The sequence below is a fragment of the Micromonospora sp. NPDC049051 genome (assembly GCF_043197575.1).
Classification (GTDB): Bacteria; Actinomycetota; Actinomycetes; order Mycobacteriales; family Micromonosporaceae; genus Micromonospora.
The window spans coordinates 979,814-1,005,494 of record NZ_JBICTL010000003.1 but is presented as its reverse complement, the minus strand read 5'-3'; the positions used below and the strand labels follow the sequence as shown (position 1 = coordinate 1,005,494).

General features: G+C 75.0%; 7 protein-coding genes. 5 read left to right on the top strand and 2 right to left on the bottom strand.

Going from position 1 to position 25,681, the window contains the following annotated elements:
* Nucleotides 1-23: 23 nt before the first annotated feature.
* The 5 genes from ACGFIR_RS16590 (at nt 24) to ACGFIR_RS16570 (ending at nt 18,761) form a co-directional block, all read left to right on the top strand.
* A complete protein-coding gene (locus ACGFIR_RS16590) occupies nt 24-9,518 on the top strand; it encodes a type I polyketide synthase (protein WP_393003738.1) in 9,495 nt (3,164 codons plus the stop codon).
* 70 nt (nt 9,519-9,588) lie between these two features.
* Nucleotides 9,589-15,027, top strand: a complete 5,439-nt coding sequence (locus ACGFIR_RS16585; RefSeq protein WP_393145842.1) for a type I polyketide synthase — start codon at nt 9,589-9,591, stop codon at nt 15,025-15,027.
* 87 nt (nt 15,028-15,114) lie between these two features.
* The gene (locus ACGFIR_RS16580; protein WP_393145781.1) at nt 15,115-16,167 is read left to right on the top strand and encodes an ABC transporter ATP-binding protein; all 1,053 of its coding nucleotides are present in this window, start codon (nt 15,115-15,117) and stop codon (nt 16,165-16,167) included.
* Nucleotides 16,164-17,003 carry an ABC transporter permease gene (locus tag ACGFIR_RS16575; RefSeq protein ID WP_393003734.1) on the top strand — a complete coding sequence of 280 codons (840 nt, stop codon included), beginning with the start codon at nt 16,164-16,166 and terminating at the stop codon, nt 17,001-17,003. Before ACGFIR_RS16580 ends, ACGFIR_RS16575 begins: the two co-directional genes overlap by 4 nt.
* 345 nt (nt 17,004-17,348) lie before the next feature.
* Nucleotides 17,349-18,761 (top strand): glycosyltransferase, encoded by a 1,413-nt coding sequence (locus tag ACGFIR_RS16570; protein WP_393003732.1) that lies wholly within the window; start codon nt 17,349-17,351, stop codon nt 18,759-18,761.
* Between the two features lie 65 nt (nt 18,762-18,826).
* Here ACGFIR_RS16570 and ACGFIR_RS16565 read toward each other — a convergent pair whose 3' ends face one another.
* Nucleotides 18,827-21,643, bottom strand: a complete 2,817-nt coding sequence (locus ACGFIR_RS16565) for an AAA family ATPase (RefSeq protein ID WP_393003800.1) — start codon at nt 21,641-21,643, stop codon at nt 18,827-18,829.
* 559 nt (nt 21,644-22,202) lie between these two features.
* On the bottom strand, nt 22,203-25,058 hold the full coding sequence (locus tag ACGFIR_RS16560) for an AAA family ATPase (RefSeq protein ID WP_393145779.1): 2,856 nt from the start codon (nt 25,056-25,058) through the stop codon (nt 22,203-22,205).
* Nucleotides 25,059-25,681: the final 623 nt, after the last annotated feature.

The window sequence follows — 25,681 nt, the reverse complement described above, 5'->3', positions numbered from 1 at the left end:
CTTTTCGAGGAAGCGGCACTCCGATGGCCAATGAAGACAAGCTCCGCGATTACCTCAAGCGGGTCATGGCTGATCTCCACGACACCCGCCGCCGACTCAGCGAGGCCCAGTCCCAGGAACTGGAGCCGGTGGCGATCGTGGCGATGAGCTGCCGGTTGCCGGGCGGGGTGCGCAACCCCGACGACCTGTGGGAGCTGTTGCGGGAGGGCCGGGACGCCGTCGCTCCCTTCCCCGACGACCGGGGCTGGGACCTGGAGCGCCTCTACCACCCCGACCCCGACCACCCGGGCACGTCGTACGCCCGGGAGGGCGGGTTCGTCGACGGGGCCGGGGACTTCGACTCCGCCTTCTTCGGCATCTCGCCCCGCGAGGCGCTGACCATGGACCCCCAGCAGCGGCTGCTGCTGGAGACGTCCTGGGAGGCGGTCGAGGCCGCCGGCATCGACCCGGCCTCGCTGCGCGGCAGCCGGACCGGGGTGTTCGTCGGCACCAACGGGCAGGACTACGGCACCCTGCTGATGATGTCGCCCGACGGCGACGAGGGGCACTCGATGACCGGGGGCGCGGCGGCCGTCGCGTCGGGCCGGGTGTCGTACGCCCTCGGGCTCGAAGGGCCGGCCGTCTCCATCGACACGGCCTGCTCGTCGTCGCTGGTGGCGCTGCACCTCGCCGTGCAGGCGCTGCGGGCGGGGGAGTGCGACCTGGCGCTGGCCGGCGGGGTGACCGTGATGGCCACCCCGGGCCTCTACATCGGATCCAGCCGGCAACGCGCCCTCTCCACGGACGGGCGGTGCCGGTCGTTCGCCGCCAGCGCCGACGGCGCCGGGTTCTCCGAGGGCGTCGGTTGGCTGCTGGTCGAGCGGCTGTCCGACGCCCGCCGCAACGGCCACCACGTCCTCGCGGTGGTACGCGGCACCGCCGTCAACCAGGACGGCGCGTCGAACGGGCTGACCGCGCCCAACGGGCCCGCGCAGCAGCGGGTCATCAGCCAGGCCCTCGCCTCCGCCCGGCTCGCCACCGCCGACGTCGACGTCGTGGAGGCGCACGGCACCGGCACCAAGCTGGGCGACCCGATCGAGGCGCAGGCACTCATCGCCACGTACGGGCAGGACCGGGGCGACGCCCCGCCGCTGCTGCTCGGCTCGGTGAAGTCGAACATCGGCCACGCCCAGGCCGCCGCCGGCGTGGCCGGCGTGATCAAGTTGGTGCTCGCCATCCGGCACGGCCTCGTCCCGGCGACGCTGCACGTCGACGCGCCGTCCCCGCACATCGACTGGACGGCCGGCGCGGTGGAACTGGCCACCGAGGCACGCCCGTGGCCCGAGACGGGCCGGGTACGGCGGGGCGCCGTCTCCTCGTTCGGCATCTCCGGCACCAACGCCCACGTGATCATCGAGCAGCCGGCGGAGCCGGCCGAGGCGCGCCCGATCGGCTCCGCCCCCGGCCTGGTCGCCGCCGCCGCGCTGCTCTGGCCGGTGTCGGCCCGGTCGAAGGGCGCCCTCGCCGGCCAGGCGGCCCGGCTCGCGGCCTTCCTGCGCGGGCGCGGCGAGATCGACGCGGCGGCGGTGGGCTGGTCCCTGGCGACCACCCGGTCGACGTTCGACCACCGCGCCGCCGTCGTCGGGTCGAGCACCGCCGAACTGCTGGCCGGGCTGGACGCGGTCGCTGCCGGCCTGCCGGCCGGAAACGTGGTCACCGGTGTGGCGTCGAGCCCCGGCGCGGGTCCGGTGTTCGTGTTCCCCGGTCAGGGCGCGCAGTCGGCGCGGATGGCCGCCGGGCTCGTCGGCCGTACGCCGGTGTTCGACGCGAAGTTGGCGGAGTGCCAGCGGGCCCTGGCGCCGTACCTGGACGTGGACCTCGTATCGGTGCTCACCGGGGACGACGAGTCGTGGTTGGAGCGGGTCGAGGTCGTGCAGCCCGTGCTGTGGGCCGTCGGCATCGCCCTCGCGGCCGTCTGGCAGCACGCCGGTGTCGTGCCGACCGCGGTGATCGGCCACTCGCAGGGCGAGATCGGCGCGGCGTGCGTCGCCGGGATCCTCAGCCTCGAGGACGCCGCGCGGACCGTGGCGCTGCGGTCGCGTGCCCTGGCGGTGCTGCGCGGTACGGGGACGATGGCGTCGATCGACCTGTCGGCCGACGCGGTCGGCGAGCGCCTGCCGGCGTTCCCGGGTGTCGGTGTCGCGGCGGTCAACGGTCCGTCCACCGTCGTGGTGTCCGGCCCGCCGCAGCACGTCGCCGACCTCGTGGCCGCCTGCCAGGCCGAGGGGGTCCGGGCGCGGCTGATCCCCGTGGACTACGCGTCCCACTCGCCGGCCGTGCAGGAGGTCGCCGAGCAGCTGCGGGCCGACCTCGCCGACGTCGCTCCGCAGGCCGGCCACACCCGCCTGGTCTCCACCCTGACCGGACAGTGGGCCGACCCGCTCACCATGGGCGCGGACTACTGGTACGACAACCTGCGGCAGACCGTGCTCTTCGACGGGGCCGTGCGGGTGGCGGTCGCCGCCGGGCACACCACGTTCGTCGAGATCAGCCCGCACCCGGTGCTGACGATGCCGGTCACGGCCATCCTCGACGACACCGGCGTCACCGGCCACACCCTGGGCAGCCTGCGCCGCGACGACGACGACGCGATCCGACTGCTGACCAACCTCGCCACCGCGCACGCCATCGGCCTGCCCGTCGACCTGGCGAAGGTCCTGCCCGCCGCGGCCACCGTCGACCTGCCCACGTACGCCTTCGACCACCACCGGTACTGGCCCGCGCCGCCGCTCTTCCTCGCCGCGCCCGACGCCGCGCCGGACATCGACCGGTGGCGCTACCGGGTCACCTGGCAGGCCGTGCCCGACCTGCCGCTGACCTGGCTCGCCGGCACCTGGCTGGTGCCGGTGCCCGCGGCGTTGGGCGACGACCCGCTGGTCATCGACGTGCTGTCGGCTCTCGGCAACTTCGGCGCGGACGTCGTACCCGTGCGGCTGGACGTCACCGACGACCCGGCGGCGCTGGCCGAACAGTTGGGCGCCGCGCTCGTCGGCCCCGACGGACCCGTCGCCGTGCTCTCGCTGCTGGGCCTGGACGAACGCGCGCACCCGGAGCACCCCGCGACCTCGCTGGCCGCCTCGGGCACCGCCCTGCTGGTGCAGGCGCTCGGGCTGCTCGGCGTCGAGGCGCCGCTGTGGTGCGCCACCCGGGGAGCCGTCGCGGCCTGTGCCGACGACCCGGCGCCGCGCCCCGTCGCCGCCTCCGTCTGGGGGCTCGGCCGCGCCGTCGCCCTGGAACACCCCGCCCGCTGGGGCGGCCTGCTCGACCTGCCGGACGTCCTCGACGCGCAGGCCGGCGCGCTGCTCTGCGCGGCCCTCGGCGCCAGCGGCGACGAGGACCCCTTCGGCGACGACGACGGCGCGGACCAGTCCGGCCGGGGCGAGGACCAGCTCGCCATCCGCGACTCCGGGGTCTTCGTGCGCCGGCTCGCCCGGATCACCGAACCCGAGCCGACCGGCTCCGGCGACGCGGACGACACCTGGCGGACGCGCGGCACCGTGCTGATCACCGGTGGCACCGGCGGGCTGGGCGGGCACCTGGCCCGCTGGGCGGCCCGCTCCGGCGCCGCGCACGTCCTGCTGGCCAGCCGGCGTGGCCCGGACGCCCCGGGGGCCGCCGAACTGGAGGCGGAGCTGACCGACCTCGGCGTACGGGTCACCGTGGCCCGCTGCGACGTCGCCGACCGGGCGCAGGTGGCCGACCTGCTCGCCGCCGTCCCCGGCGACGCCCCGGTGACCGCCGTGCTGCACACCGCCGCCGTCCTCGACGACGGGATCGTCGACACCGCCACGGCGCAGCGCCTGCACACCGTCGCCGCGCCCAAGTGCGCCGCCGCGCTGCACCTGGACGAGCTGACCCGGGACCTCGACCTGGACGCGTTCGTGCTCTTCTCCTCGGTCGCCGGCACCACCGGCAACGCCGGGCAGGGCGCGTACGGGGCCGCCAACGCCTTCCTCGACGCCCTCGCCGAGCGACGCCGGGCCGAGGGACTGCCCGCCCTCTCGGTGGCCTGGGGCGCCTGGCGCGGTGCCGGCCTGCCCGCCGACAACGAACGCGCCCAGGAGCGGCTGCGCCGGGGCGGCATGATCGGCATGGACCCGGAGCTGGCCGTCGAGGCCCTCGCCCGGGCGCTGCGGCGCGCCGAGACCACCACCGTCATCGCCGACATCGACTGGGCCCGCTTCGCCCCCGCGTTCACCCTGGTGCGGCCCAGCCCGCTGCTCGCCGACCTCGCCGAGGCGCACGAGGCGACGCAGCCCGCCCCGCAGGAGACCGCCGAGGAGGAGACGGACGTACCGTCGGCCCTGGCCCGGCGGCTCGCCGGGCTCGCCCCGGCGGAGCGCGCCGCGACGCTGCTGGAGCTGGTGCGGCAGTGCGCGGCGACCGCGCTCGGCTACGGGGCCGCCGACGACATCCCGGCCACCCAGCCCTTCCGCGACCTCGGCCTGGACTCGCTGACGGCCGTCGACATGCGCAACTTCCTGGCCGCCGCCACCGACCTGCGGCTGCCCGCGACGCTCGCCTTCGACTACCCGAACCCGACGGTGCTCGCCGCGCACCTCGACGAACTGCTCACCGGGATCGCCCCCGACGTGGCCGCCCCCGCCCCGGCCGCCGCGGCCGAGGACGACGACCCGATCGCCATCGTGGCGATGAGCTGCCGCCTGCCCGGCGGGGCGGACACCCCGGAGCAGCTGTGGCAGCTCCTCGCCGCCGGCGGCGACGCCATCGGCGAGTTCCCCACCGACCGGGGCTGGGACCTGGACCGGCTCTTCGACTCCGACCCGGAGAAGGAGGGCACCAGCTACGCCCGCGAGGGCGGCTTCGTCACCGGCGCCGCCGACTTCGACGCCGGCTTCTTCGGCATCAGCCCCCGCGAGGCCCTGGCCATGGACCCGCAGCAGCGGCTGCTGCTGGAGGCGTCCTGGGAGGCGATCGAGCGGGCCGGCATCGACCCGCACACGCTGCGCGGCAGCGCCACCGGCGTCTTCGTCGGCACCAACTACCAGGACTACCGCAACCTGATGTTCAGCGCCGAGGGCGCCGAGGGGCACCTGATGACCGGCAACGCCGGCAGCGTCCTCTCCGGTCGGGTGTCGTACACCCTCGGGCTGGAGGGCCCCGCCGTCTCGGTGGACACCGCCTGCTCGTCGTCGCTGGTCGCGCTGCACTGGGCCTGCCAGGCGCTGCGTCGCTCGGAGTGCTCGCTGGCTCTCGTCGGCGGCGTCACCGTCATGTCCACCCCCGGGGTGTTCGTCGGCTTCAGCCGGCAGCGGGGGCTCGCCCCCGACAGCCGGGTCAAGGCGTTCGCCTCCGCCGCCGACGGCACCAGCTGGGGCGAGGGCCTCGGCCTGCTGCTCGTCGAGCGGCTCTCCGACGCCCGCCGCAACGGCCACCCCGTGCTCGCGGTCATCCGCGGCAGCGCCGTCAACCAGGACGGCGCCTCCAACGGCCTCACCGCCCCGAACGGGCCGTCGCAGCAGCGGGTGATCCGGCAGGCGCTCGCCAACGCCGGCCTCACCCCGGCCGACGTGGACGCCGTCGAGGCGCACGGCACCGGCACGAAGCTCGGCGACCCGATCGAGGCCCAGGCGCTGCTCGCCACGTACGGCCGGGAACGGCCCGCCGAGCAGCCGCTCTGGCTCGGCTCGATCAAGTCCAACATCGGCCACACCCAGGCCGCCGCCGGCGTCGCCGGGATCATCAAGATGGTGCTGGCGCTGCGGCACGGCTACCTGCCGCAGACCCTGCACGTCGACGAGCCGACCGACCAGGTGGACTGGAGCGTCGGCGCGGTCGAGCTGCTCGGCGAGGGCCGCCCGTGGCCGGTCACCGACCATCCGCGCCGCGCCGCCGTCTCCTCGTTCGGGATCAGCGGCACCAACGCGCACACCATCCTGGAGCAGGCCCCGGAGCCGGCCGAGGTCGAGCAGCCGACGGGGGACCCGGCCCGGCTGCCGGTGGTGCCGGTGCTGCTGTCGGGTCGTACGGCGTCCGCGCTGGGCGCCCAGGCGCAGCGCTGGTCCGAGCAGCTCACCGGGCTGGAGGCCCCGCGTACGGTCGACGTCGGCTGGTCGTCGGCGGTCTCCCGGGCCACGCTGGAGCACCGGGCCGTCGTGCTGGCCACCGACCGGATCGCGCTGGGCGCCGGGCTGCGCGCCCTCGGCGCCGGCGAGGACTCGCCGCTGCTGGTCACCGGCGTGGCCGCGCCCCGGCCGAAGGTGGCGTACCTCTTCTCGGGCCAGGGGGCCCAGCGGGCCGGGATGGGACGCGAGCTGGCCGAGGCGTTCCCGGTCTTCGCCGCCGCCCTCGACGAGGCCTGCGCCGCCCTCGACGCGCACCTGCCCCGCCCGCTCAAGCCGCTGCTCTTCGCCGAGCCGGACACCCCCGAGGCCGGGGCGCTGGACCGCACCGAGTTCACCCAGCCGGCGCTGTTCGCGGTGGAGGTGGCGCTGTTCCGGCTGTTCGAGGCGTGGGGGGTCCGCCCCGACGCCGTCGCCGGGCACTCGATCGGCGAGTTCGCCGCCGCCCACGCCGCCGGCGTGCTCTCCCTGGCCGACGCCGCCGAGCTGGTCGCCGCCCGGGGCCGGCTGATGCAGGCGCTGCCAGCCGGCGGGGCGATGCTCGCCATCGCCGCCACCGAGGCCGAGGTGACCGCCGCGCTCGGTGACCGCGCCGACCGGGTCTCCGTCGCCGCCGTCAACGGTCCCGCCGCCGTCGTGGTGTCCGGGGCCGGCGACGCCGTCAAGGAGCTGGCCGCCGAGTGGACCGCCCGGGGCGTCCGGATCCGGCGTCTCACGGTCAGCCACGCGTTCCACAGCCCGCTGATGGACCCGGTGCTCGACGACCTCGCCGCCGTCGCCGGACGGCTGCGGTACGCGGCCCCGACCATCCCGATGATCTCCACCGTCACCGGCGCGCCGGTCGACGTGGCGGAGATCGGCACGCCGGAGTACTGGGTGCGTCACGCCCGCGAGGCCGTACGCTTCGCCGACGCCGTCGCGGCGCTGCGGGAACGCAACGTCACCGGCTACGTCGAGATCGGCCCGGACGGGGTGCTCACCGCCCTCACCCAGGCCGTGCTGGCCGAGGGCGCCCCGACCGGCGGCCGGACCCCACTGGTGGTCCCCGTCCTGCGCCGGGACCGTCCCGAGCCGACCACCCTGCTGCGGGCGCTCGCCGCGCTGCACACCCACGGCGTCTCCCCGGACTGGTCGGCCCTCTACGCCGGCACCGGCGCCCAGCGGGTCGAACTGCCCACCTACACGTTCGACCGGCAGCGCTACTGGCCGGAGCCGCCGCCCTGGGCCACCCTCGTGGCCTCCGACGAGGACACCGAGGTCGAGCGCCGCTTCTGGGCGGCGGTCGAGGCCGAGGACCTCGAGTCGCTGGCCCGCGACCTCGACGTGCACCGCGACCAGCCGTTCGGCACCGTCCTGCCCGCCCTGTCGGCGTGGCGCCGGCGCGGCCGGGAGCGGGCCCTGGTGGACGGCACCCGGTACCGGGCGGTCTGGGAACCCATGGCGGACGCCGCGCAGGAGCAGGATCCCGGCCGCTGGCTGGTCCTGCTGCCCGCCGACCGGGCCGACGACCCCGACCTGCACTCCTGCACCTGGGCCCTGGGCACCGAGGTGACCATCGTGCCGGTGGACACCGCCGCCGACCCCGACGAGCTGTGCGGAGGGTTCGCCGACGTGCTCACCGAGGCGCTCGGCGCGGGCGACGGACCGCTGTCGATCCTCTCCTTCCTGGGCCTGGACGACGCCCCGCACGCCGAGCATCCGGCGCTGCCGCGTGGCCTCGCCGCGACCGTGCACCTGCTCCAGCAGCTCGTCGACCTCGACGCGCCGGCCCGGCTCTGGTGCGTCACCCAGGGCGCCGTGGGCGTCGGCGACGACGACGTCCCGGCCAACCCCCGGCAGGCGATGCTGTGGGGCCTGGGCCGGGTGGCCGCGCTGGAGCAGCCCGCCCGCTGGGCCGGGCTGGTCGACCTGCCCACCGACCTCGAGCCCTGGACGGCGATGCGGCTCGGCGGCATCCTCACCGGCGGCGGTGTGGAGGACCAGCTCGCCGTCCGCGCGTCCGGGGTGCTGGTACGGCGGCTCGTCCCGGCCACCACCGCCGGGGAGCCCACGCCGTGGCAGCCCCGGGGCACGGTGCTGATCACCGGAGGCACCGGCGCGCTCGGCGGGCACGTGGCCCGCTGGGTGGCCGCCGAGGGCGCGGAACGGGTGGTGCTGACCAGCCGCCGGGGCACCGACACCCCGGGCGCCGCCGAGCTGCTCGCCGAGCTGACCGGCCTCGGCGTGGACTGCCGGGTCGCCCGGTGCGACGCCGCCGACCGGAGCGCGGTGGCCGAACTCCTGGCCGACCTCCGGCGGGAGGGACCGCCGCTGCGCGCGGTGGTGCACGCCGCCGGGGTCAGCGAGGTGGTGCCGCTGGCCGACACGACCCTGGAGGACCTGGCGTACGTCATCGCTCCGAAGCTGTCCGGCGCCGAACACCTCGACGAACTGCTCGACGACGCCGAGCTGGACGCGTTCGTGCTCTTCTCGTCCATCGCGGCGGTGTGGGGCAGTGGCGGGCAGGGCGCGTACGCGGCCGGCAACGCCTACCTGGACGCCCTCGCGGAGCGGCGACGTGGCCGGGGGCTGGCGGCCACCTCCGTCGCCTGGGGACCGTGGACCGAGTCGGGCATGTACACCGAGGGGGCGGCGGAGCAGCTGCGTCGCCGCGGCCTGCGGGTGATGCCGCCCGGCGTGGCGATGGCCGGGCTGCGGCACGCCCTGGCCGCCGGCGACACCTGCGTCACCGTCGCCGACGTCGACTGGGCCACCTTCCAGCCGCTGTTCACCTCGCTGCGGCCCAGCCCGCTGCTGGCCGACCTGCCGGCCGTACGCGAGCTGTCCGCCGCCCCCGCCGAGGTGCCGGACGCGTCGTCCGCGCCCGTCGCCCGGGACCTGCTCGCCGGGATGCGGGCGCTGCCCGCCGACGAGCGGCGGGCCGCGCTGCTGGAGATGGTGCGGGTCGACGCGGCCAAGGTGCTCGGCCACCCCTCCGCCGACGTGATCGAGACCGACCGGGGCTTCCTGGACCTCGGCTTCGACTCGCTCACCGCCGTGGAGCTGCGCAACCTGCTCACCGCGGCGACCGGGCACGACCTGCCCACCACGGTCGTCTTCGACTACCCGACCCCGGCCGGCCTCGCCGACCACCTGTACGAGGAGCTCTTCGCGGACGGCGTGGCCGGCGACGACGGCGACGAGGAGTCGGTCCGCCGGGCCCTCGCCGCGATCCCGCTCGACGAGCTGCGGGCGGCGGGCCTGCTCGACCAGCTGCTCCAGCTGGCCCGCACGAGCGCCGGTACGCCGGCCGTGGCGTCCGCCGCCCCGGCCACGTCGCCCGCGCCCGAGACCCAGATCAGCGAACTCGACGTCGCCGGCCTGGTCCGGATGGCCCTGGAAGGCTCCGACTCGTGACCCGGCTGGCCCTGAGGAGCCCCCGATGACTGTTTCCCTGGACCAGGTCGTCGGCGCGCTGCGCGCGTCCCTGCTCGACAACCAGAAGCTCAAGCAGCAGAACCAACAGCTCACCGCCGCGCTCAGCGAGCCGGTGGCGATCATCGGCATGAGCTGCCGGTTCCCGGGCGGCGTCGGGTCGCCGGAGCAGCTGTGGGACCTGGTGGCCGCCGGCACCGACGCCATGTCGGCGTTCCCCGACGACCGGGGCTGGAACCTGGGGGCGCTCTACGACCCCGATCCCGACCCCGACAGCCGGGGCACGTCGTACGTGCGGGAGGGCGGGTTCCTCTACTCCGCCGGGGACTTCGACCCCGCCTTCTTCGGCATCAGCCCCCGCGAGGCCCTCGCCATGGACCCGCAGCAGCGGCTGCTGCTGGAGACCGCCTGGGAGGCGTTCGAGCGGGCCGGCATCGACCCCACCACGCTGCGCGGCGCGCCCACGGGTGTGTACGCGGCCACCAGCAGCCAGGGCGACTACGCGGCGCTGCTCACCGGGGTGACCGGCGGCGTCGAGGGTTACCTCGGCACCGGCAGCGCCGCCGCCGTGGCCAGCGGCCGGATCTCGTACGCGCTGGGGCTGGAGGGCCCGGCGGTCACCGTGGACACCGCGTGCAGCTCGTCCCTGGTCGCGCTGCACCTCGCCTGCCAGGCGCTGCGGCTGGGCGAGTGCACGATGGCGCTGGTCGGCGGGGTGTCGGTGATGGCCACCCCGACCGTCTTCGTGGAGTTCTCCCGGCAGCGCGGCCTGTCCACCGACGGCCGGTGCAAGTCGTTCGCCGCCGCCGCCGACGGCACCGGCTGGTCCGAGGGGGCCGGCATGCTGCTGGTCGAGCGGCTCTCCGACGCCCGCCGCAACGGCCACCCGGTGCTCGCCGTGGTACGCGGCAGCGCCGTCAACCAGGACGGGGCGAGCAGCGGGCTGACCGCGCCGAACGGCCCGTCCCAGCGCCGGGTGATCCGGCAGGCGCTGACCAACGCGGGGTTGACCGCCGACCAGGTGGACGTCGTGGAGGCGCACGGCACCGGCACCACCTTGGGCGACCCGATCGAGGCGCAGGCGCTGCTGGCCACGTACGGCAAGGAGCGGCCCGCCGAGCGTCCGTTGTGGCTCGGCTCGGTGAAGTCGAACATCGGCCACACCCAGGCGGCGGCGGGCGTCGCCGGGGTGATGAAGATGGTGCTGGCCATGCGGCACGGGGTGCTGCCGCCCACCCTGCACGTGGACGAGCCCACCCCGCACGTCGACTGGTCGGCCGGGGCGGTGTCCCTGCTGACCGGGGCGCAGCCGTGGCCGGAGACCGGTCAGCCGCGCCGGGCCGGGGTCTCCGCGTTCGGCATCAGCGGCACCAACGCGCACGTCATCATCGAGCAGGCCACCGCAGCGGACACCGACGACGCCCGGCCGGCCGGTACGCCCGCCCCGCCGGCGCCGTGGATCGTCTCCGCCCGGTCCGCGCCGGCGTTGGCCGGGCAGGCCCGGCGGTTGCTGGAGCACCTGGCCGACCAGCCTGACCTGGACCCCGCCGACGTGGCGTACTCGCTGGTCACCACCCGCGCGGCCCTGCCGCACCGGGCAGCGGTGATCGGCGGGGACCGCGACGCGCTGCTGGCCGGCCTGCGCGCGGTCGCCGAGGAGAGCAGCTCCTCCGGGGTGGTACGCGGGGTGGCCCGCCCGGCCGGCAAGGTCGCGTTCCTCTTCACCGGCCAGGGCGCCCAGCGCCCCGGCATGGGCGCCGAGCTGTGCCGCCGGTTCCCGGTGTTCGCGGCCGTCTTCGACGAGGTGGCCGGGGAGCTGGACCGGCACCTGAGCCGCCCGCTGCGGGAGGTGGTCTTCGCCGAGCCCGACTCGCCCGAGGCGGAGCTGCTGGACCGCACCGAGTTCACCCAGCCGGCGCTGTTCGCCTACGAGGTCGCCGCGTACCGGCTGGTCACCGCCTGGGGGCTGCGCCCGCAGCACCTGCTCGGGCACTCGGTCGGCGAGCTGGCCGCGGCGCACGTCGCCGGCGTGCTGTCGCTGGCCGACGCGGCGACCCTGGTGGCGGCCCGGGCCCGGCTGATGCAGCAGCTGCCGCCCGGCGGGGCGATGCTGGCGGTACGGGCGTCCGAGGCCGAGGTGACGCCGCTGCTCGACGAGCGGGTGTCGCTGGCTGCCGTGAACGGTCCCCGGTCAGTGGTGCTATCCGGCGACGAGGAGGCCGTGCTGGCGGCGGGTCGGCGGCTGGCCGCCGAGGGCCGGCGGTCCCGCCGGCTGCGGGTCAGCCACGCCTTCCACTCCGCCCGGATGGACGACATGCTGGCCGACTTCCGGGTCGTCGCGGAGAAGGTCACCTGGCATCCGCCGGCCGTGCCGATCGTCTCCGACCGGACCGGCGAGCCGCTCACCGTCGCCCAGGCCACCGATCCGGGCTACTGGGTCGAGCACGTCCGCGACACGGTCCGCTTCCACGCCGGCGTCGCCACCCTGGCCGCTGCGGGCGTGGCGACCTTCCTGGAACTCGGCCCCGACGGCGCGCTGACCGCGCTGGCCCGCGAGTGCCTGCCCGACGTGGAACCGGCGGCCTTCGTGCCGCTCGGCCGCCGGGACCAGCCGGAGCCGGCCACGCTGCTCGCCGCGCTGGCCGCCGTCGACCTGCGCGGCGCCGGAGTGGACTGGGCGGCGCTCTTCGCCGGCAGCGACGCCGCGCGCGTCGAGCTGCCCACCTACGCCTTCCACCACGAACGCTTCTGGCCGGACCCGCCCACCGTGGACCTCGTCCAGCCCGCCGCGACCGGCGAGGACGAGGAGTTCTGGGCGGCCGTGGCGCAGGGGCGACCGGACGCGCTGGCCGCCGCGCTCGGCCTGCCCGCCGACCGGCAGGACGCGCTGACCGAACTGCTGCCCGCCCTGGCGTCCTACCGGGACCGTCGACGTCGCGGCTCGGAACTGGACGGGCTGCGCTACCGCGCCGACTGGGTCCGCGTCGACCCGCCCTCCGCCGGCACCGTGCCGGCCGGCCGGTGCCTGGTGGTGGCCGGGGCGGACACGGACGCCACGGCCGTGCTGGCCGCGCTGCGCGCCGAGGGCCTGGACCCGGTGCTGGTGACCGTGGGCGACGACCCGGACGAGATCGCCCGGGTCCTGCCGACCGACGGCGCCCCGTCGGCCGTGGTCTCGCTGCTGGCGGCGGGGGTGCCCGTCGAGGCCACCGGGACGGCCGTGCTGGCCGGGACGGCCGCGCTCGTACGGGCCCTCGGCGCCGCCGGGAGCGGCGCGCCGGTGTGGACCGTGACCCGGGGCGCGGTGGCCGTCGACGCGCACGACGCCGCGCCCGGCATGGCCGGCGCGTACCTCTGGGGTCTGGGCCGGGTGCTGGCGCTGGAGCAGCCGCGCCTGTGGGGCGGACTGGTCGACCTGCCGGCGGAGCCGGACGACACCGCGCTCGCCGCGCTCGCCCGGATCGTCGCGTCCGGCGGCGACGAGGACCAGCTGGCGGTACGCCCCGGCGGGGTGTACGCACGCCGGCTCCGGCGTGCCCCGGCCGGCGCCGCCGACGTCGACTGGCGGCCCCGGGGAGCGGTCCTGGTGCACGGGTCCGCGCAGGTGCGTACCCCGCACCTGCTGCGGTGGCTCGCCGAGCGCGGCGCGACGCACCTCGTCCTCGTCGGCCCGGTGGCGGACGCCGACACGATCGGGGGGGACGTCACCGTCACCGCCGTCGACGACCTCGACGGGCTGCCCGAGGCGCTGGACCGGCTGGCCGCCGCCGGCACCGAGGTCCGTACCGTCCTGCACGTCGCCGACTCCGACGGGGCCGGCGACCCGGTCGCGGCGCTGGAGCCGCGCGACCTGGCCGACGCCGTGGCCGCCCGTACCGCCGCGGTGGAACTGCTCGACCGGGCCTGCGCCGACCGGCCGGTCGACGAGTTCGTCGTCTTCACCTCCACCGCCGCCGTCTGGGGCAGCGGGGGAGCGGCGGTCGCCGCCGCCGCGGGTGCCGGGCTGGAGGCGCTGGCCGCCGGCCGACGCGCCGCCGGCCGTCCGGCCACCGTCGTCGCCTGGGTGCCCTGGGCGGAGGAGGTCACCGACCCGGCACAGCTGCGCCGTCGGGGGGTCGATCCGCTCCCCGCCGAGCTGGCCGTGTCCGCGCTCCAGCAGGCCGTGGGGCGCGGCGACGACCAGCTCGCGGTCGCCGACCTCGACTGGGCCGCGTTCGTGCCGGCCTTCACCGCCGTACGGCCCAGCCCGCTGCTGCGCGGCGTGCCCGAGGCGACGGTCGACGCCGACCGGGACGCCGCCGGCGGCGAGGCGACCGATCCGGCCCGGGCACTGCGTGAGCGGCTGGCCGGCGTGCCGGCCGGCGACCGGCACCGGATCCTGCTGGACCTGGTCCGGGCGCGCGTGGCCACCGTGCTCGGGCACGCCTCGCCGAACGCCGTCGAGGCCGACCGGGACTTCCTGGAACTCGGCTTCGACTCGCTGACCGCGCTGGAACTGCGGGACGCGCTGCGCCAGGAGACCGGGGCGGAGCTGTCGGCGACCCTGCTCTTCGACCACCCCACCCCTACGGCGCTGGCCCGTCACCTGCTCGGTCAGCTCCTCGGCGCGGACGCGGCCGGGGACGGCGCGAACGACGCCGGGGCACCCGCCGCGGAGAGTGCCGGCGGCGGTCTGCTCGGCGGGTTGTTCAACCAGCCGAAGGCGCGCGAGGACCCGGCCGGGTACGCCGAACTCCTGGTCAAGCTCGCCCAGTTCCGGCCCAGCTTCAGCGAACCGGCGCAGCTCACCCGCCCGGCCGGCATCCTGCGGCTGGCGGAGGGGAGCGCCAGGGCGCAGCTGGTGTGCTGCTGCACCATGTCGCTGCTCTCCGGCGCGCACGAGTACGCCCGACTCGCCGCCGGCTTCCGGGGCGTACGCGACGTCTGGGCCCTGCCCAACCCCGGGTTCGGGGTGGGCGAGGAGCTGCCCGCCGATCTCGACGCGTTGCTGCGGGTGCACGCCGACACGGTGCTGCGCGCCGTCGGCGCCGGCCCGTTCGTGCTGGCCGGTCACTCGGGTGGCGCGATGGTGGCCAACCTGCTCGCCGGGGAGTTGGAACGCCAGGGCCGCTCGCCGGACGCGGTGGTGCTCATGGACACCTACCCGGCGAACAGCGAGGTGCTCGGCGGGTGGGTGCCGCAGCTGCTCGACGGGATGATCGACCGGGACACCGCGTACACGCCGATGGACGACTGGCGGACGACGGCGTGGGCGGGCTACCTGCCCCTGTTCCTGGACTGGCAGCCGACCGAGATGGCGGCGGCGACCCTGCTGGTACGGGCCAGCGAGCCGCTGGGGGAGTGGGACGGCGAACCGGACGGCTGGCGGTCGCGCTGGCCCTACCCGCACGAGGCGGTCGACGCGGCCGGTGACCACTTCAGCATGGTCGCCGACCGGGGACCGGAACTCGCCGGCACGGTCCAGCGCTGGCTGGCCGCGCGGGGCCTGTGACCGGTCCCGCCCCTGGCGTGCCCCTAGCGCCCCCTATCGGCACACGTACATCTATCGGACCGAGGTTCCAGGACGGAGCATGACGACGTGGACGAGGCAGTGGTGGTCACGGAGCTGGTCAAGCAATACCAGCCCAACATGCCACCGGCGGTGGACGGGCTGAGTTTCTCCGTCGCCGCCGGTGAGGTCTTCGGCCTGCTGGGGCCGAACGGTGCGGGCAAGACGACGACGATCGGGGTGCTGACCACGCGGGTACGGGCCACCTCGGGCCGGGCCCGGGTGTGCGGCGCGGACGTGATCGGCGCGCCCGCCGTCGCCCGGCAGCTGCTGGCGGTCGTACCGCAGCGGGTGAACCTGGACCGGGCGCTGACCGTCCGGCAGAACCTGCTGTTCCACGCGGCGTACCACCGCGTGCCCCGGGCGCAGCGCATCCGGCGGGCGGACGAGCTGCTGGACCAGATGGGGCTCAAGGACTTCGCGAACTCCCGCACCGACTTCCTGTCGGGCGGCCTCGCCCAGCGCACGATGATCGCCCGCGCGCTGATGCACTCGCCCCGGGTGCTCTTTCTCGACGAGCCGTCCTCCGGCCTCGACCCGCAGTCCCGGCTCTTCGTGCACGACCGGATCGCCGAGCTGAAGCGGGACGGGGTGACGGTGGTGGTCACCACGCACGACATGGACGAGGCGGAGAAGCTCTGCGACCGCGTCGGCATCGTCGACCACGGCAAGCTGCTCACGCTGGACACCCCGTCGGCGCTGACCCGGACGCTGCCGGGCAGCAGCACCCTGACCCTCGTGGTGACCCCCGGCGCCCCCGCCGAGGAGGTGCGGGCCGCGCTCGAGTCGATCCCGGACGTGGAGCAGGTGGAGCACTTCAAGGTGACGGCCCCGGCGCCCGCCGCCGCGCCGGCGTTTCCGGGCATGCCGGCGATGCCGATGCCCGCGCCGGCGCTCGACGCGCCCGCCGATCCGGGCGCCCCGCTCTCCTTCCGGCTGTACACCAGCGGCCAGCCGGCCAACGCCATCCCGATGGCGATGAAGATCCTCGCCGACCTGGGCTGCGAGGTTCGTGACCTCAACATCGGCCAGCCCAGCCTGGAAGATGTCTTCATCCACCTGACCGGAAGGGAACTTCGGTGAGCGTCGCCGCCCCCGCCCCCCCGTCCGCACCGTCGCCGGCCGCGGCACCGCCGCCGGTGCGCGCGCTGGACCAGTTCGCCACGTTCCGGGCGGTGCTCTCGCGGGACCTGTTCGTCACCGGCCGGGAACTGATCGGCTTCCTGCTCCAGGTCTTCATCCAGCCGCTGTTCATGCTGCTGATCTTCGGCAAGGTGCTCGGCGACCTGGGCTACGCCAGCGACGACTTCAGCAACGTGCTGCTGCCCGGCGTCATCGCGCTGAACGCCTTCCTGATCGGGCTGGAGAACACGGCGCTGCCGATGATGATGGACTTCTCCTTCACCCGGGAGATCGAGGACCGCCTTCTGTCGCCCATGGCGATCCCCCTGGTGGCCCTCGAGAAGATTGTCTTCGGCGGCATCCGCGGCCTGATCGCCGGCGTGGTGCTCATTCCGGTCGGCATGCTCATGCTCGGTGTCACCTGGCCCGCTGCGGTCATCCTCAAGGTGATCGCGGTGCTGGCGATCGGCGCGCTGGTCGGTGCGGCGGTCGGCCTCGCCTTCGGCACGCTGGTGCCGACGCAGCACATCCAGATCATGTTCACCGTGGTGATGACCCCGATCATGTTCACCGGCGCGACCCAGTTCCCGCTGCTCGGCCTGGACTCGCTGCGCTGGTACCAGGTGGTCTGCTCGTTGAACCCGCTGACCTACATCAGCGAGGCGACCCGGTCGCTGGTCGGCCCGCCGGGCGTCGAGTCGCTGCCGCTCTGGCTGTGCATGTGCGTCCTCACCGGGGTCTTCGTGGTGTTCTCGGCGATCGGCATGCGTGGCTTCATGCGTCGCGCCATGGACTGACCGCCCCAGGATCCGATCCGCCGATGGCCCGAACCGCTCCCGCGGTTCGGGCCATCGGCGTGCGCCGTGAACGGGCAGGTCACCGCGTCGAAATAACCGCGAAGGAAATTCATCTCACCGGTGGGCGTTTCGTGTCGACCGTGGCAGGCTGTATGGACGGCGAGGGATCCTTCGTCCGGTTGCCCCGCGGCGGCAACCGTCTGATCGAAGCCTCCGTCGAACGTTGTCTCACGGCACACGTCGCATCCGACCCGCCGCCGACGAACGGCTCCCCGGACAGCCCGTCGGCGCGTACGTGACGGTCGGGCGCGCGGGTCGCCGCACAGGCGGAAGGAGTGGCGGACGGTGGACACCACCGGAGACGACCGCGGCCCAGCGGTGCTGGTCGTCACCTACAACAGCGCGGGGATGTTCAACCCGTTGCTCAGCATCGTGGGCGAGCTGAAGGCCCGCGGCGTCGGCAACGTCCACTTCGCCTCCACTGAGGACCGCCGGGCCGACGTCGAGGGGCTGCGCGGCCCGGGCCGGGTCACGTTCGTGTCGCTCGGGCCGCCCCGGCCGCAGTCGTCACCCGAGACCTGGGACGATGCGACGTACCGGCAGTTGACCACGAGCGACCGGGTCGCCAGCTTCGCGCGCTACCTCGACGTCAGCACCGACTACGACCACGTGCGGCAGCTCTACCAGCGCTGCCTGCGGGCGATCGACGAGATCGGACCGACGCTGGTGGTGGTGGACAGCCTCGCCAGCTGGGCGATGGACGCGGCGCAGACCCGTGGACTGCCCTTCGTGATCAGCGTCTCGCTGCCGCCGTCGAACTTCCTGCAGGAGCAGTTGCCGGTGCGCTACCCCGCCCCGTTCTCGGGACTGCCGCACCGGATGACGCCCCGGCAGCAGGCGGCCAACACCCGCTTCCGCAGCCGGCTCGTACGGGCGCTGATGGAGCCGGAGCGGTTGCGGCGTAGCCTCGCGGCCGTCGACAGCCGGAAGGCGGCCGGCATCCACAACGCGGAGATGCGCCCGGCGGGCTACGTCGAGGCCGCCGAGGTGCTCATGGCGTACACGGTCTTCGGCTTCGAGTACCCGTTCGCGACCGCCCCGGAGAAGCTGCGGATGCTCGGCCCCGTGGTGCCCCGGGAACTCCCGCCGGCCGACGGGGACGAGGAGCTGACCGGATGGCTCGACGAGCACCCCTCGGTGGTCTACGTCGGGTTCGGCACCATCATGCGCCTGTCGCAGGGGCAGGTGGACGCGATCGTCGAGGTCGCCGAGCGGCTCGGGCCCGAGCACGCCGTGCTGTGGAAGGTGCCCGCGCGCCAGCAGCACCTCCTTCCGCCGCCGCGGCGGCTGCCGGGCAACCTGCGGGTGGAGGCGTGGCTGCCGTCGCAGCACCGGGTGCTGGCCCACCCGCACGTGCGGGTCTTCTTCAACCACGGCGCCGCCAACGCCATCCACGAGGCCGTCCACTTCGCCGTACCGCAGCTGGTGATGCCGTTCTGGCTGGACTGCCCCGACGGCGCGGTGCGCGCGGTCGACAGCGGGGTGGCGCTCTGCGTCGAGCGGACCGACGCGCTCGACGTCGAGGACGTCCTCGCCAAGCTCGGGCGGCTGCTGGGTGAGGAGACGTTCCGGGCGCGGGCGCAGCTGTGGAGCCGGCGGATGCGGCAGGCCGGCGGGGTCACCGCCGCCGCCGATCTCGTGCTGCGGCACCGCGACGAGGCGGCGGCCCGGCGTGGCGTCGGGCTGGTCGTCGGTTGAACCGCAGGCCGCCGTACGCGCCGACGGGGCGCGGGGCCTTCGCCACCGCGCCCCGTCGGGGGCCGTCAGGACGCGGCGCCCTGCGTCTCGTCGGCCAGCGCCTCGGCGTAGGCGACGAGCCGGGACGGCAGGTCGGTGCGGCGCTTCACGTCGAGCTTGCGGTAGACCCGCGTCAGGTGCTGCTCGACGGTGCTCACCGTGATGAAGAGCTTGCTGGAGATCTGCCGGTTGGTGTGGCCCTGTGCGGCCAGCGCGGCGACCCGGCGTTCGGCGTCGCTGAGCCCGTCGTCCGGCTCCTGGAGTTCGGCCGCGGCCGGGTACGCCGGCAGGCCGCTGCCCGGCTCCCGGCGGATCAGCCGCTGCGCCAGCACCGACGCCCCGCAGTCCTGGGCGAGCTGGTAGGCGCGGCGCACGAGCAACCGGGCGCGGGCGGAGTCCCCGGCGCGCTGGAGCGTCTGGCCGGTGTCGCCGAGGGCCCGGACGAGCTCCAACCGGTCGCCGCTGGACTGGAGCAGGTTGACCGCCTCGGAGAGCAGCTTGCGCCGGTGGTCCTGGGCGGCGGTGGTCGCGAGGAGGCGCAGCGTACGGCCCCGGGTCCGGTCGTCGACCCCGTGCGGCACCCGCAGCTGCTCCTGGAGGAGCTGCGTGGCCTGCGTCTTGTTGCCGACGCTGAGCTGCACCCGGGCCAGCTCCAGCCGCCACGGCACCAGGCCGGCCGCGTCGATGCCCCAGGTGCGCATCAGCTCGCCGCACCGCCGCAGGTCGGTGGTGGCGGCGTGGGGCCGGCGTACGGCCAGGTGGTGCCGGGCGCGGGCGGCCAGGTAGTGCAGGCCCAACGGGGTGCGGAACATGCCGGGCGGGATCGGGTGGGCGAGCCACCGGTCGGCCTCGGAGAACCGGCCCGACTCGGTCGCGGAGGCGACCAGGGTGGACAGCGGGCCGGCGACCGCCACTCCCCACGCGGGGGCGGGCATGTCCGCCAGGGCGGCGCGGGCGTGGTGCTCGGCGCCGGGCAGGTCGCCGACGCGCAACGCCGCCTCCGCCCGGATCGCCCGGATCACGGCCCGCCAGCCGGGCGCGTGCTGGGCCGCCGGACGGCCGAGCAGCACGTCGCCCCAGACCGCGGCCCGGTCCGACCGGCCCGCCCAGAGCAGCGCCAGCAGGGGAGCGGTCAGCAGGCCCAGGGCGCCGTCATCCGTGTGGTGCCGTTGCAGGAGCTGCTCGGCGGTCGCCACGGTGTCGTTGTCGGCGGTCGGCGTCAACGCGGTGCCGAGCACCGTCACCGCCTGCAGCAGCGGGCTGATCGTGGTGGGCGCGCTCGCGGCGCGGCTCCAGGTGGTCGGGGTCTGCCGCACGCTGGCCAGGTGGTCGGGGTGGGAGAGGGAGACCAGCAACTGCATGATCCGCAGGCGGCCGGGCAGGACGGCCGAGCCCTGCTCCTCGTCCGCCGAGAAGGCGCCGACCGCCTCGGTGGCCTCGTCGATGCGGCCCTGCCACAGCAGGTAGGGCACGGCGGACAGACCAGCGTCCGTGGACCAGCCGGCGGCCCGCGCCGTCTGCACCAACTCGGTCAGCTGCCCGTTCACGGTCAACGGGTTGATCTGCCAGCGGGCGTTCACCAGCATCTCGGTGGTGGCGGTGCGCTGCTGCTCGTCGACCGGGGCGCGGGAGAGCAGCCGCAGGCAGGCTGCCGCCACGTCGGGACGGCCCGACGCGAGCGCGTGACCGGCGGCGTCCTGGAGCACCGGCACCATCCAGGACGCGACCGCCGAACCGGCGGCCACGAGGTGCTCGGCGACCACGCTCGCCTCGGCGCCGCGGTCGTGCAGCACCTCGGCGGCCCGCTGGTGCAGGCTGCGCCGTTCGTCGGCCGACATGTCGCCGAGGATCGAGCGCAGGATGCGCGGGTGGCGCAGTTGGTCGGACTCCATCAGACCCGAGGTACGCAGCACCCGTACGGCCGGGACCGTGGACTCGGGCACCACGTCGAGCAGGTGGCCGAGCAGTTCGGTCGTCGCGGGCCGGTTGAGCACCGCGAGCGCCTGGGCCACCCGGCGTACCCCGGGCTCGTGCCGGTAGAGGCAACCGAGCACGGCCTGGTCGAACGCGTCACCGACGACCGGGCCGTAGTCGTCGCTGCTCTCGCCGCTGGCCCGCTCCTCGAGCAGCGCCCGGGTGAGCAGCGGGTTGCCGCCGGTCATCCGCACGCAGTGCTCGGCGGTCCTGCGGGCGTCGGCGTCGTCGACGGCGCCCTCGACCAGCCGGGCGACGGCGTCGACGGTCAGCGGTGGCAGGCCGATCCGGGAGAAGTGCGGCTGGCTGAGCAGCTCGGCCCGGAAGAGCGGGTGCGGGGGGCGCAGCGTCGACGCCTCGGCGAGCACCACCATGATCCGGGCGTGGCGCAGCCGCCGGGTTACGTAGAGCAGGCAGTGCAGCGAGGCCGGGTCCGCGTGGTGCACGTCGTCGACGACGAGGATCAGGGGCCCGGTGGCGGTCAGGTCGAGCAGGGTGGCGAAGAGGCCGTGCAGCAGGGGCGCCCAGGCCCGGTCGCCGTCGGCCGCCTCACCGCCGGGCTCGGGCAGCGGTACGGCGAAGGTGGCGTCGCGCAGCAGCTTCTCGACGTGCGCCGCCGTCTCCGGGGCGAGCCGTGCGGTGTGGAACAGCTGCCCGACGACTCCCAGGTGGAGCCCGCGCTCCGCCCGCGAGCCGGCCGCGCTCATCACCTGCCCGCCCGCGCCGGCCGCCCACTCGCTGAACGACTCCAGCAGGCTCGTCTTGCCGCTGCCGACGGCGCCGGTGACCAGCGCGACGTGCCCGCGCTGTTGCTCCTCACATGCGCGGAACGCGCGCCGCAGACGGGTTGTCTGTTCCTCTTGCTGCACCAACACCAGCGGGTAAGCCCTTCTTGTACGCGGTGCGGGCCCGGGACCCCGGTGTGCCGACACCGCCCCCCCTGCCGGACAGCCGCCCCTCCACCCGCGACTACCGGATAGGGGTGGAGCGCACCGGGCCGCCGTGCCGGGTGGACCTGGAAATCTTCCGCCGGACCGGCGTTCTGGCCGTACGGTCCGCGCGTCCAGGCGAGTCTGGCACCGGCGCGGTGGTGCGACAACGGGCGCGAGACCCCATCGTTTCGCGCACAAACCTGCGGCCCCGGATCGCATTTAGGGGTTGCGCGAATCGCAATGAGGGGTGTCGGAGTCAGCCAGCCGGGGGAGACGACGCCCCGATGAACGGCTGATGTCGGGTGTGCAGCTTGATGGTGCCACATCGGGCCTGGCGGCGCACGCCCGTTGGCACGGACAGTGGCGGTGGGCGGACTCGCGGCGACGGTCGCCGGCAGCGACGGTCCGGTGACGACCGACCGGGTTGCGGGAGCCGTGACGGCCGGCGAGAGGCGAGGCGCGCGGGGTGGGGGCCGGGGTGGACGGACCGGCGGGATCAGCGCGGCCGGGGCCCGGAAGGCCGGCGGCCCGGGTCGTCGGGGCCCCGTGACGGTGGATTCAGCACCGTCGCACCGGGACGGTCCAGCCGCAGTCGGAGGGCCAGTTCGTTGCGGGAGTTGACGTCCAGCTTCCGATAGATCCGGGTCAGCCGCTGCTCGATCGCGCTGACCGTCAGGAAGAGCTGCTCGGCGATCTCCCGGTTGGTGTGGCCCTGGGCGGCCAGGGTGGCCACCCGGGACTCCGCGTCGGTCAGCCCCTGGATCACGACCACCGTGCCGGCGCGGACATCGGCGGCACCGCTCTTGGCGGTGGGGACACTGGGCCGCAGCATCGGGATGCCGCACTCCTCGGCGAGCGCCCGGGCCGACCGCGTCGCGACGCGCGCCTGCCGTCGGTCGCCGGCCTGCTGGTAGGCGTGACCGAGGTCGGCCAGGTTGTGCGCCAGCTCCATCCGGTCGCCGCACTGCCGCAGCAGCAGCACGGCGCTGCGCAGGTGCGGGATCCGGTCCTGTCCGTCCTCGGTGGCGGCCAGAACCCGCAGCGCGGCGGCCCGGTACCGGACGTGGACGGGCCGCAGCCGGGCCAGCTCGTCGCGGACCAGCCTGCCGGCCTGCTGGCGGCGGCCCATCCGGAGCAACGCCCGGGCCGACTCGGTGCGCCACGGGACGAGGCCCGAGAAGTCCAGCCGCCACCGGTGCATCAGCTGTCCGCAGAGTTGGAAGTCGGCCAGCGCGGCCTCGGGGCTTCCGGCGGCGAGGGCGTGCGTCCCGCGGGCGTGCAGGTAGTGCAGCCCGATCGGCGTCTCGAAGATCGCCGGGGGCACCGGCACCTGGAGACAGGCCGCGGCCGTGTCGAGCTGGTCCATGTAGGTCAGGGCCCGGATCCGGACGGCGAGCGGTATCCCGATCACCACACCCCAGCCCTTCGGCGAGAGCTGCCCCAGCGCCTCGTCGGCCAGCTTGTCGGCGCGGGGAAGGTCACCGAGCCGGCCGGCGATGGCGGCCCGGAGGGCGGTGAGCGTTGCCGAGGGGGTGGGGTGGTGCGGGGCGGCGGGGTGGCGTCCCAGCCGGTCGCACCAGTCGCCGGCCAGGTCGAGCCGGTCGGCGTAGATCATGGCGATGAGGGCGCAGACGGCGGTCCACATGTGGGGTTCGTCGTCCAGCCCGGTGGTGGACAGCGTCCGCTCGGCCTGCTCGACCACGCTGGCGTCACCCCGCTCGAGCACGGCGGACAGCAGGGTCGTCCCCTCGATTCCGCGCTTCACACGTGCCAGCGTGAGCGGGTTCCGCGCGGCCACGGTGGGAGCGGGGCGGTCGACCGTCACGCCGGGGTAGAGCGTCGACATCCAGCCCGTGATCACGAGTAGCTCGGCCACGGACCGCGGATCGGCGCTGTCCGTCCGCTCGCTCAGGTGTCTGACCAGCTCGACGGCCTTGTCGATCTCACCGTGCCAGAGGAGGTACTGGATGGGGCCGGCGGCCTGCTGGCTGCCGAGGTGCCCGGCGCGGATGGCGGTGGCGACGCCGATCAGGTGGGGGATCGCGGCCTGCGGGTCGAGCCGCCACTCGGCGCGCGCCAGCGCGGACCGGATCCGCGCCCGCAGGCACTCGCCGGCGCCACCCCGGTGTGCGCGGCGCAGGTACCGCAGGGCGGTGTCCACCTCGCCGTCGAGCAACGCCTGCTCGCCGGCGTCCAACAGGGTCTGCGCCATCCAGGGCTCGGTCAGCTCGTCGATTCCGACCAGGTGCGGCGCGATCCGCACCGGGGGCGCGTCGTCGTCGTGCAGCAGACCGGCCGCCCCCAGATGCAGCCGTACGCGTTCCTCGGCGGTCATCCCGTCGATCACGGCCTGGGTCACCGCCGGATGGCGCAACCCCTGATCGTTGATCAGCCCCGCGCTGGTCGACTCGTCGATGGCGTCCAGCGCGGTGCGCGACCGGGCGTCGACGAGGTGCGGCAGCAGGGTGCCGTGTAGCGGCTCGCCGGTCACGGCGAGCACCCGGGCGGCGTTGAGCACCAGGTGGTCGCAGCGGTACAGGCAGTTCAGCACGGCCTCCCGGAACGACTCCCCGATCACCGGACGGTCGGCGGGCCGGGGCGCCGCGGCCCGGTCGTCGGCGAGCGCCTGCACCAGCAGCGGATTGCCGCCGCTGATCAGGTGGCTCTCCTCGGCGATGCTCCGGGCGACCGGGACGCCGAGGCGCTGGGCGAGCAGTTGGAACGTCCCCTCGGCGGTGAGCAGCGGGAGGCGGATGCGGTGCAGCCTCGCGGGTTGCAGTAGTTCGGCGTGCACGTCCGGACGCCACGGCCGGGTGCGCGGGGCCTCGGTCAGGACGATCAGCACGGGCAGGCCGGCGATCCGTCGGGCCAGGTAGTCGAGGCAACGCAGCGACGGGACGTCCGCGTGGTGGATGTCGTCGATCGCGACGACCAGCGGGCCCCGCGAGGCCATCTCGAGTAGGGCGGTCCCGATCGCGGCGGTGGCCCGGGCGGTGTCACCGTGCTCCGTGTCGGCGTCGGTCCAGGCGAGGACGCCCGCGTCCAGCAGCCGTCCGAGGCGGGCCCAGGTGTCCGGGCTGCCGGCCTCGTGCAACGGCGCCGCGCGTACGAGTTGCCGGACCACCTCCAGCGGTACGGTGCGTTCGGCGCGGGAGGCACTCGCGCTCACGACCCGTGCGCCGGCGTCGTGGGCCCGTCGGGCGAAGGTCTGCAACAGCGTGGTCTTGCCGGAGCCGACCGGACCGGTCAGCACGGTCACCGTCCGGCTGGTCGGCGAGGCGTCGTTGCGGAACAGGTCCGTGAGCCGGCGTTCCAGCAGGCTGAGTTGGCACGACCGCTCGGTCAGCTCCATCGACGCCGCCTCCGGGGGAGCGTGCGGTCCGCGGTCACCGGATGGGCCGCTCGCCCTGCGCGGCCCCGGAGCTCGACCAGATCGGAGACCGGCAATTCTTGACCCATTCCATTATTAGCAAATATCGACAAACATCGAGCTTTGACCGAGGTGCCACCGGCTGGCTCGACCGGTCGGTTACTCCGAGTCGCGCTCCAGTCGGCGTCGGCGGCAATTCTGCAGCCCTCTCCCGGGCTGACCTCCCCCTATCGACTCCCGTGATGGTGGGAGTATGTCAGTTCGGCAATTGGGCGGCAAGCCGAGGTTTGTAAAGGATGGGCAAACATTCTTACCCGTCTCGGGTGGCGAGATCGGGCCTTGCGCCCGGATCGACAACGGAAAGTCGTCGCGCGGTCCCGTTACGTGACAGAGCGCTCTCGTAACCCATTGGTCCTGCCATTCTGGCCCGCTTGTCGATTGGCGACCGGGCTTTTACGTGCTAGGCGTCCGGTTCGTTCCCCGGTGCGTCGTCGCGGTGCGCCCCGGGCCTCGGCCGGTCACCCCCGTTCATGGCCGCTGGGCCTGTTCCGCGGGTGCGGGGCGCAGGCGCTGGAGTCGTCGTGTAATCGCTGTTCAACTCAGCG

Coding starts and splice junctions, on each gene's coding strand:
- ACGFIR_RS16590 (WP_393003738.1), top strand. CDS start 24: ATGGCCAATGAAGACAAGCTCCGCGATTACCTCAAGCGGGTCATGGCT.
- ACGFIR_RS16560 (WP_393145779.1), bottom strand. CDS start 25,058: ATGGAGCTGACCGAGCGGTCGTGCCAACTCAGCCTGCTGGAACGCCGG.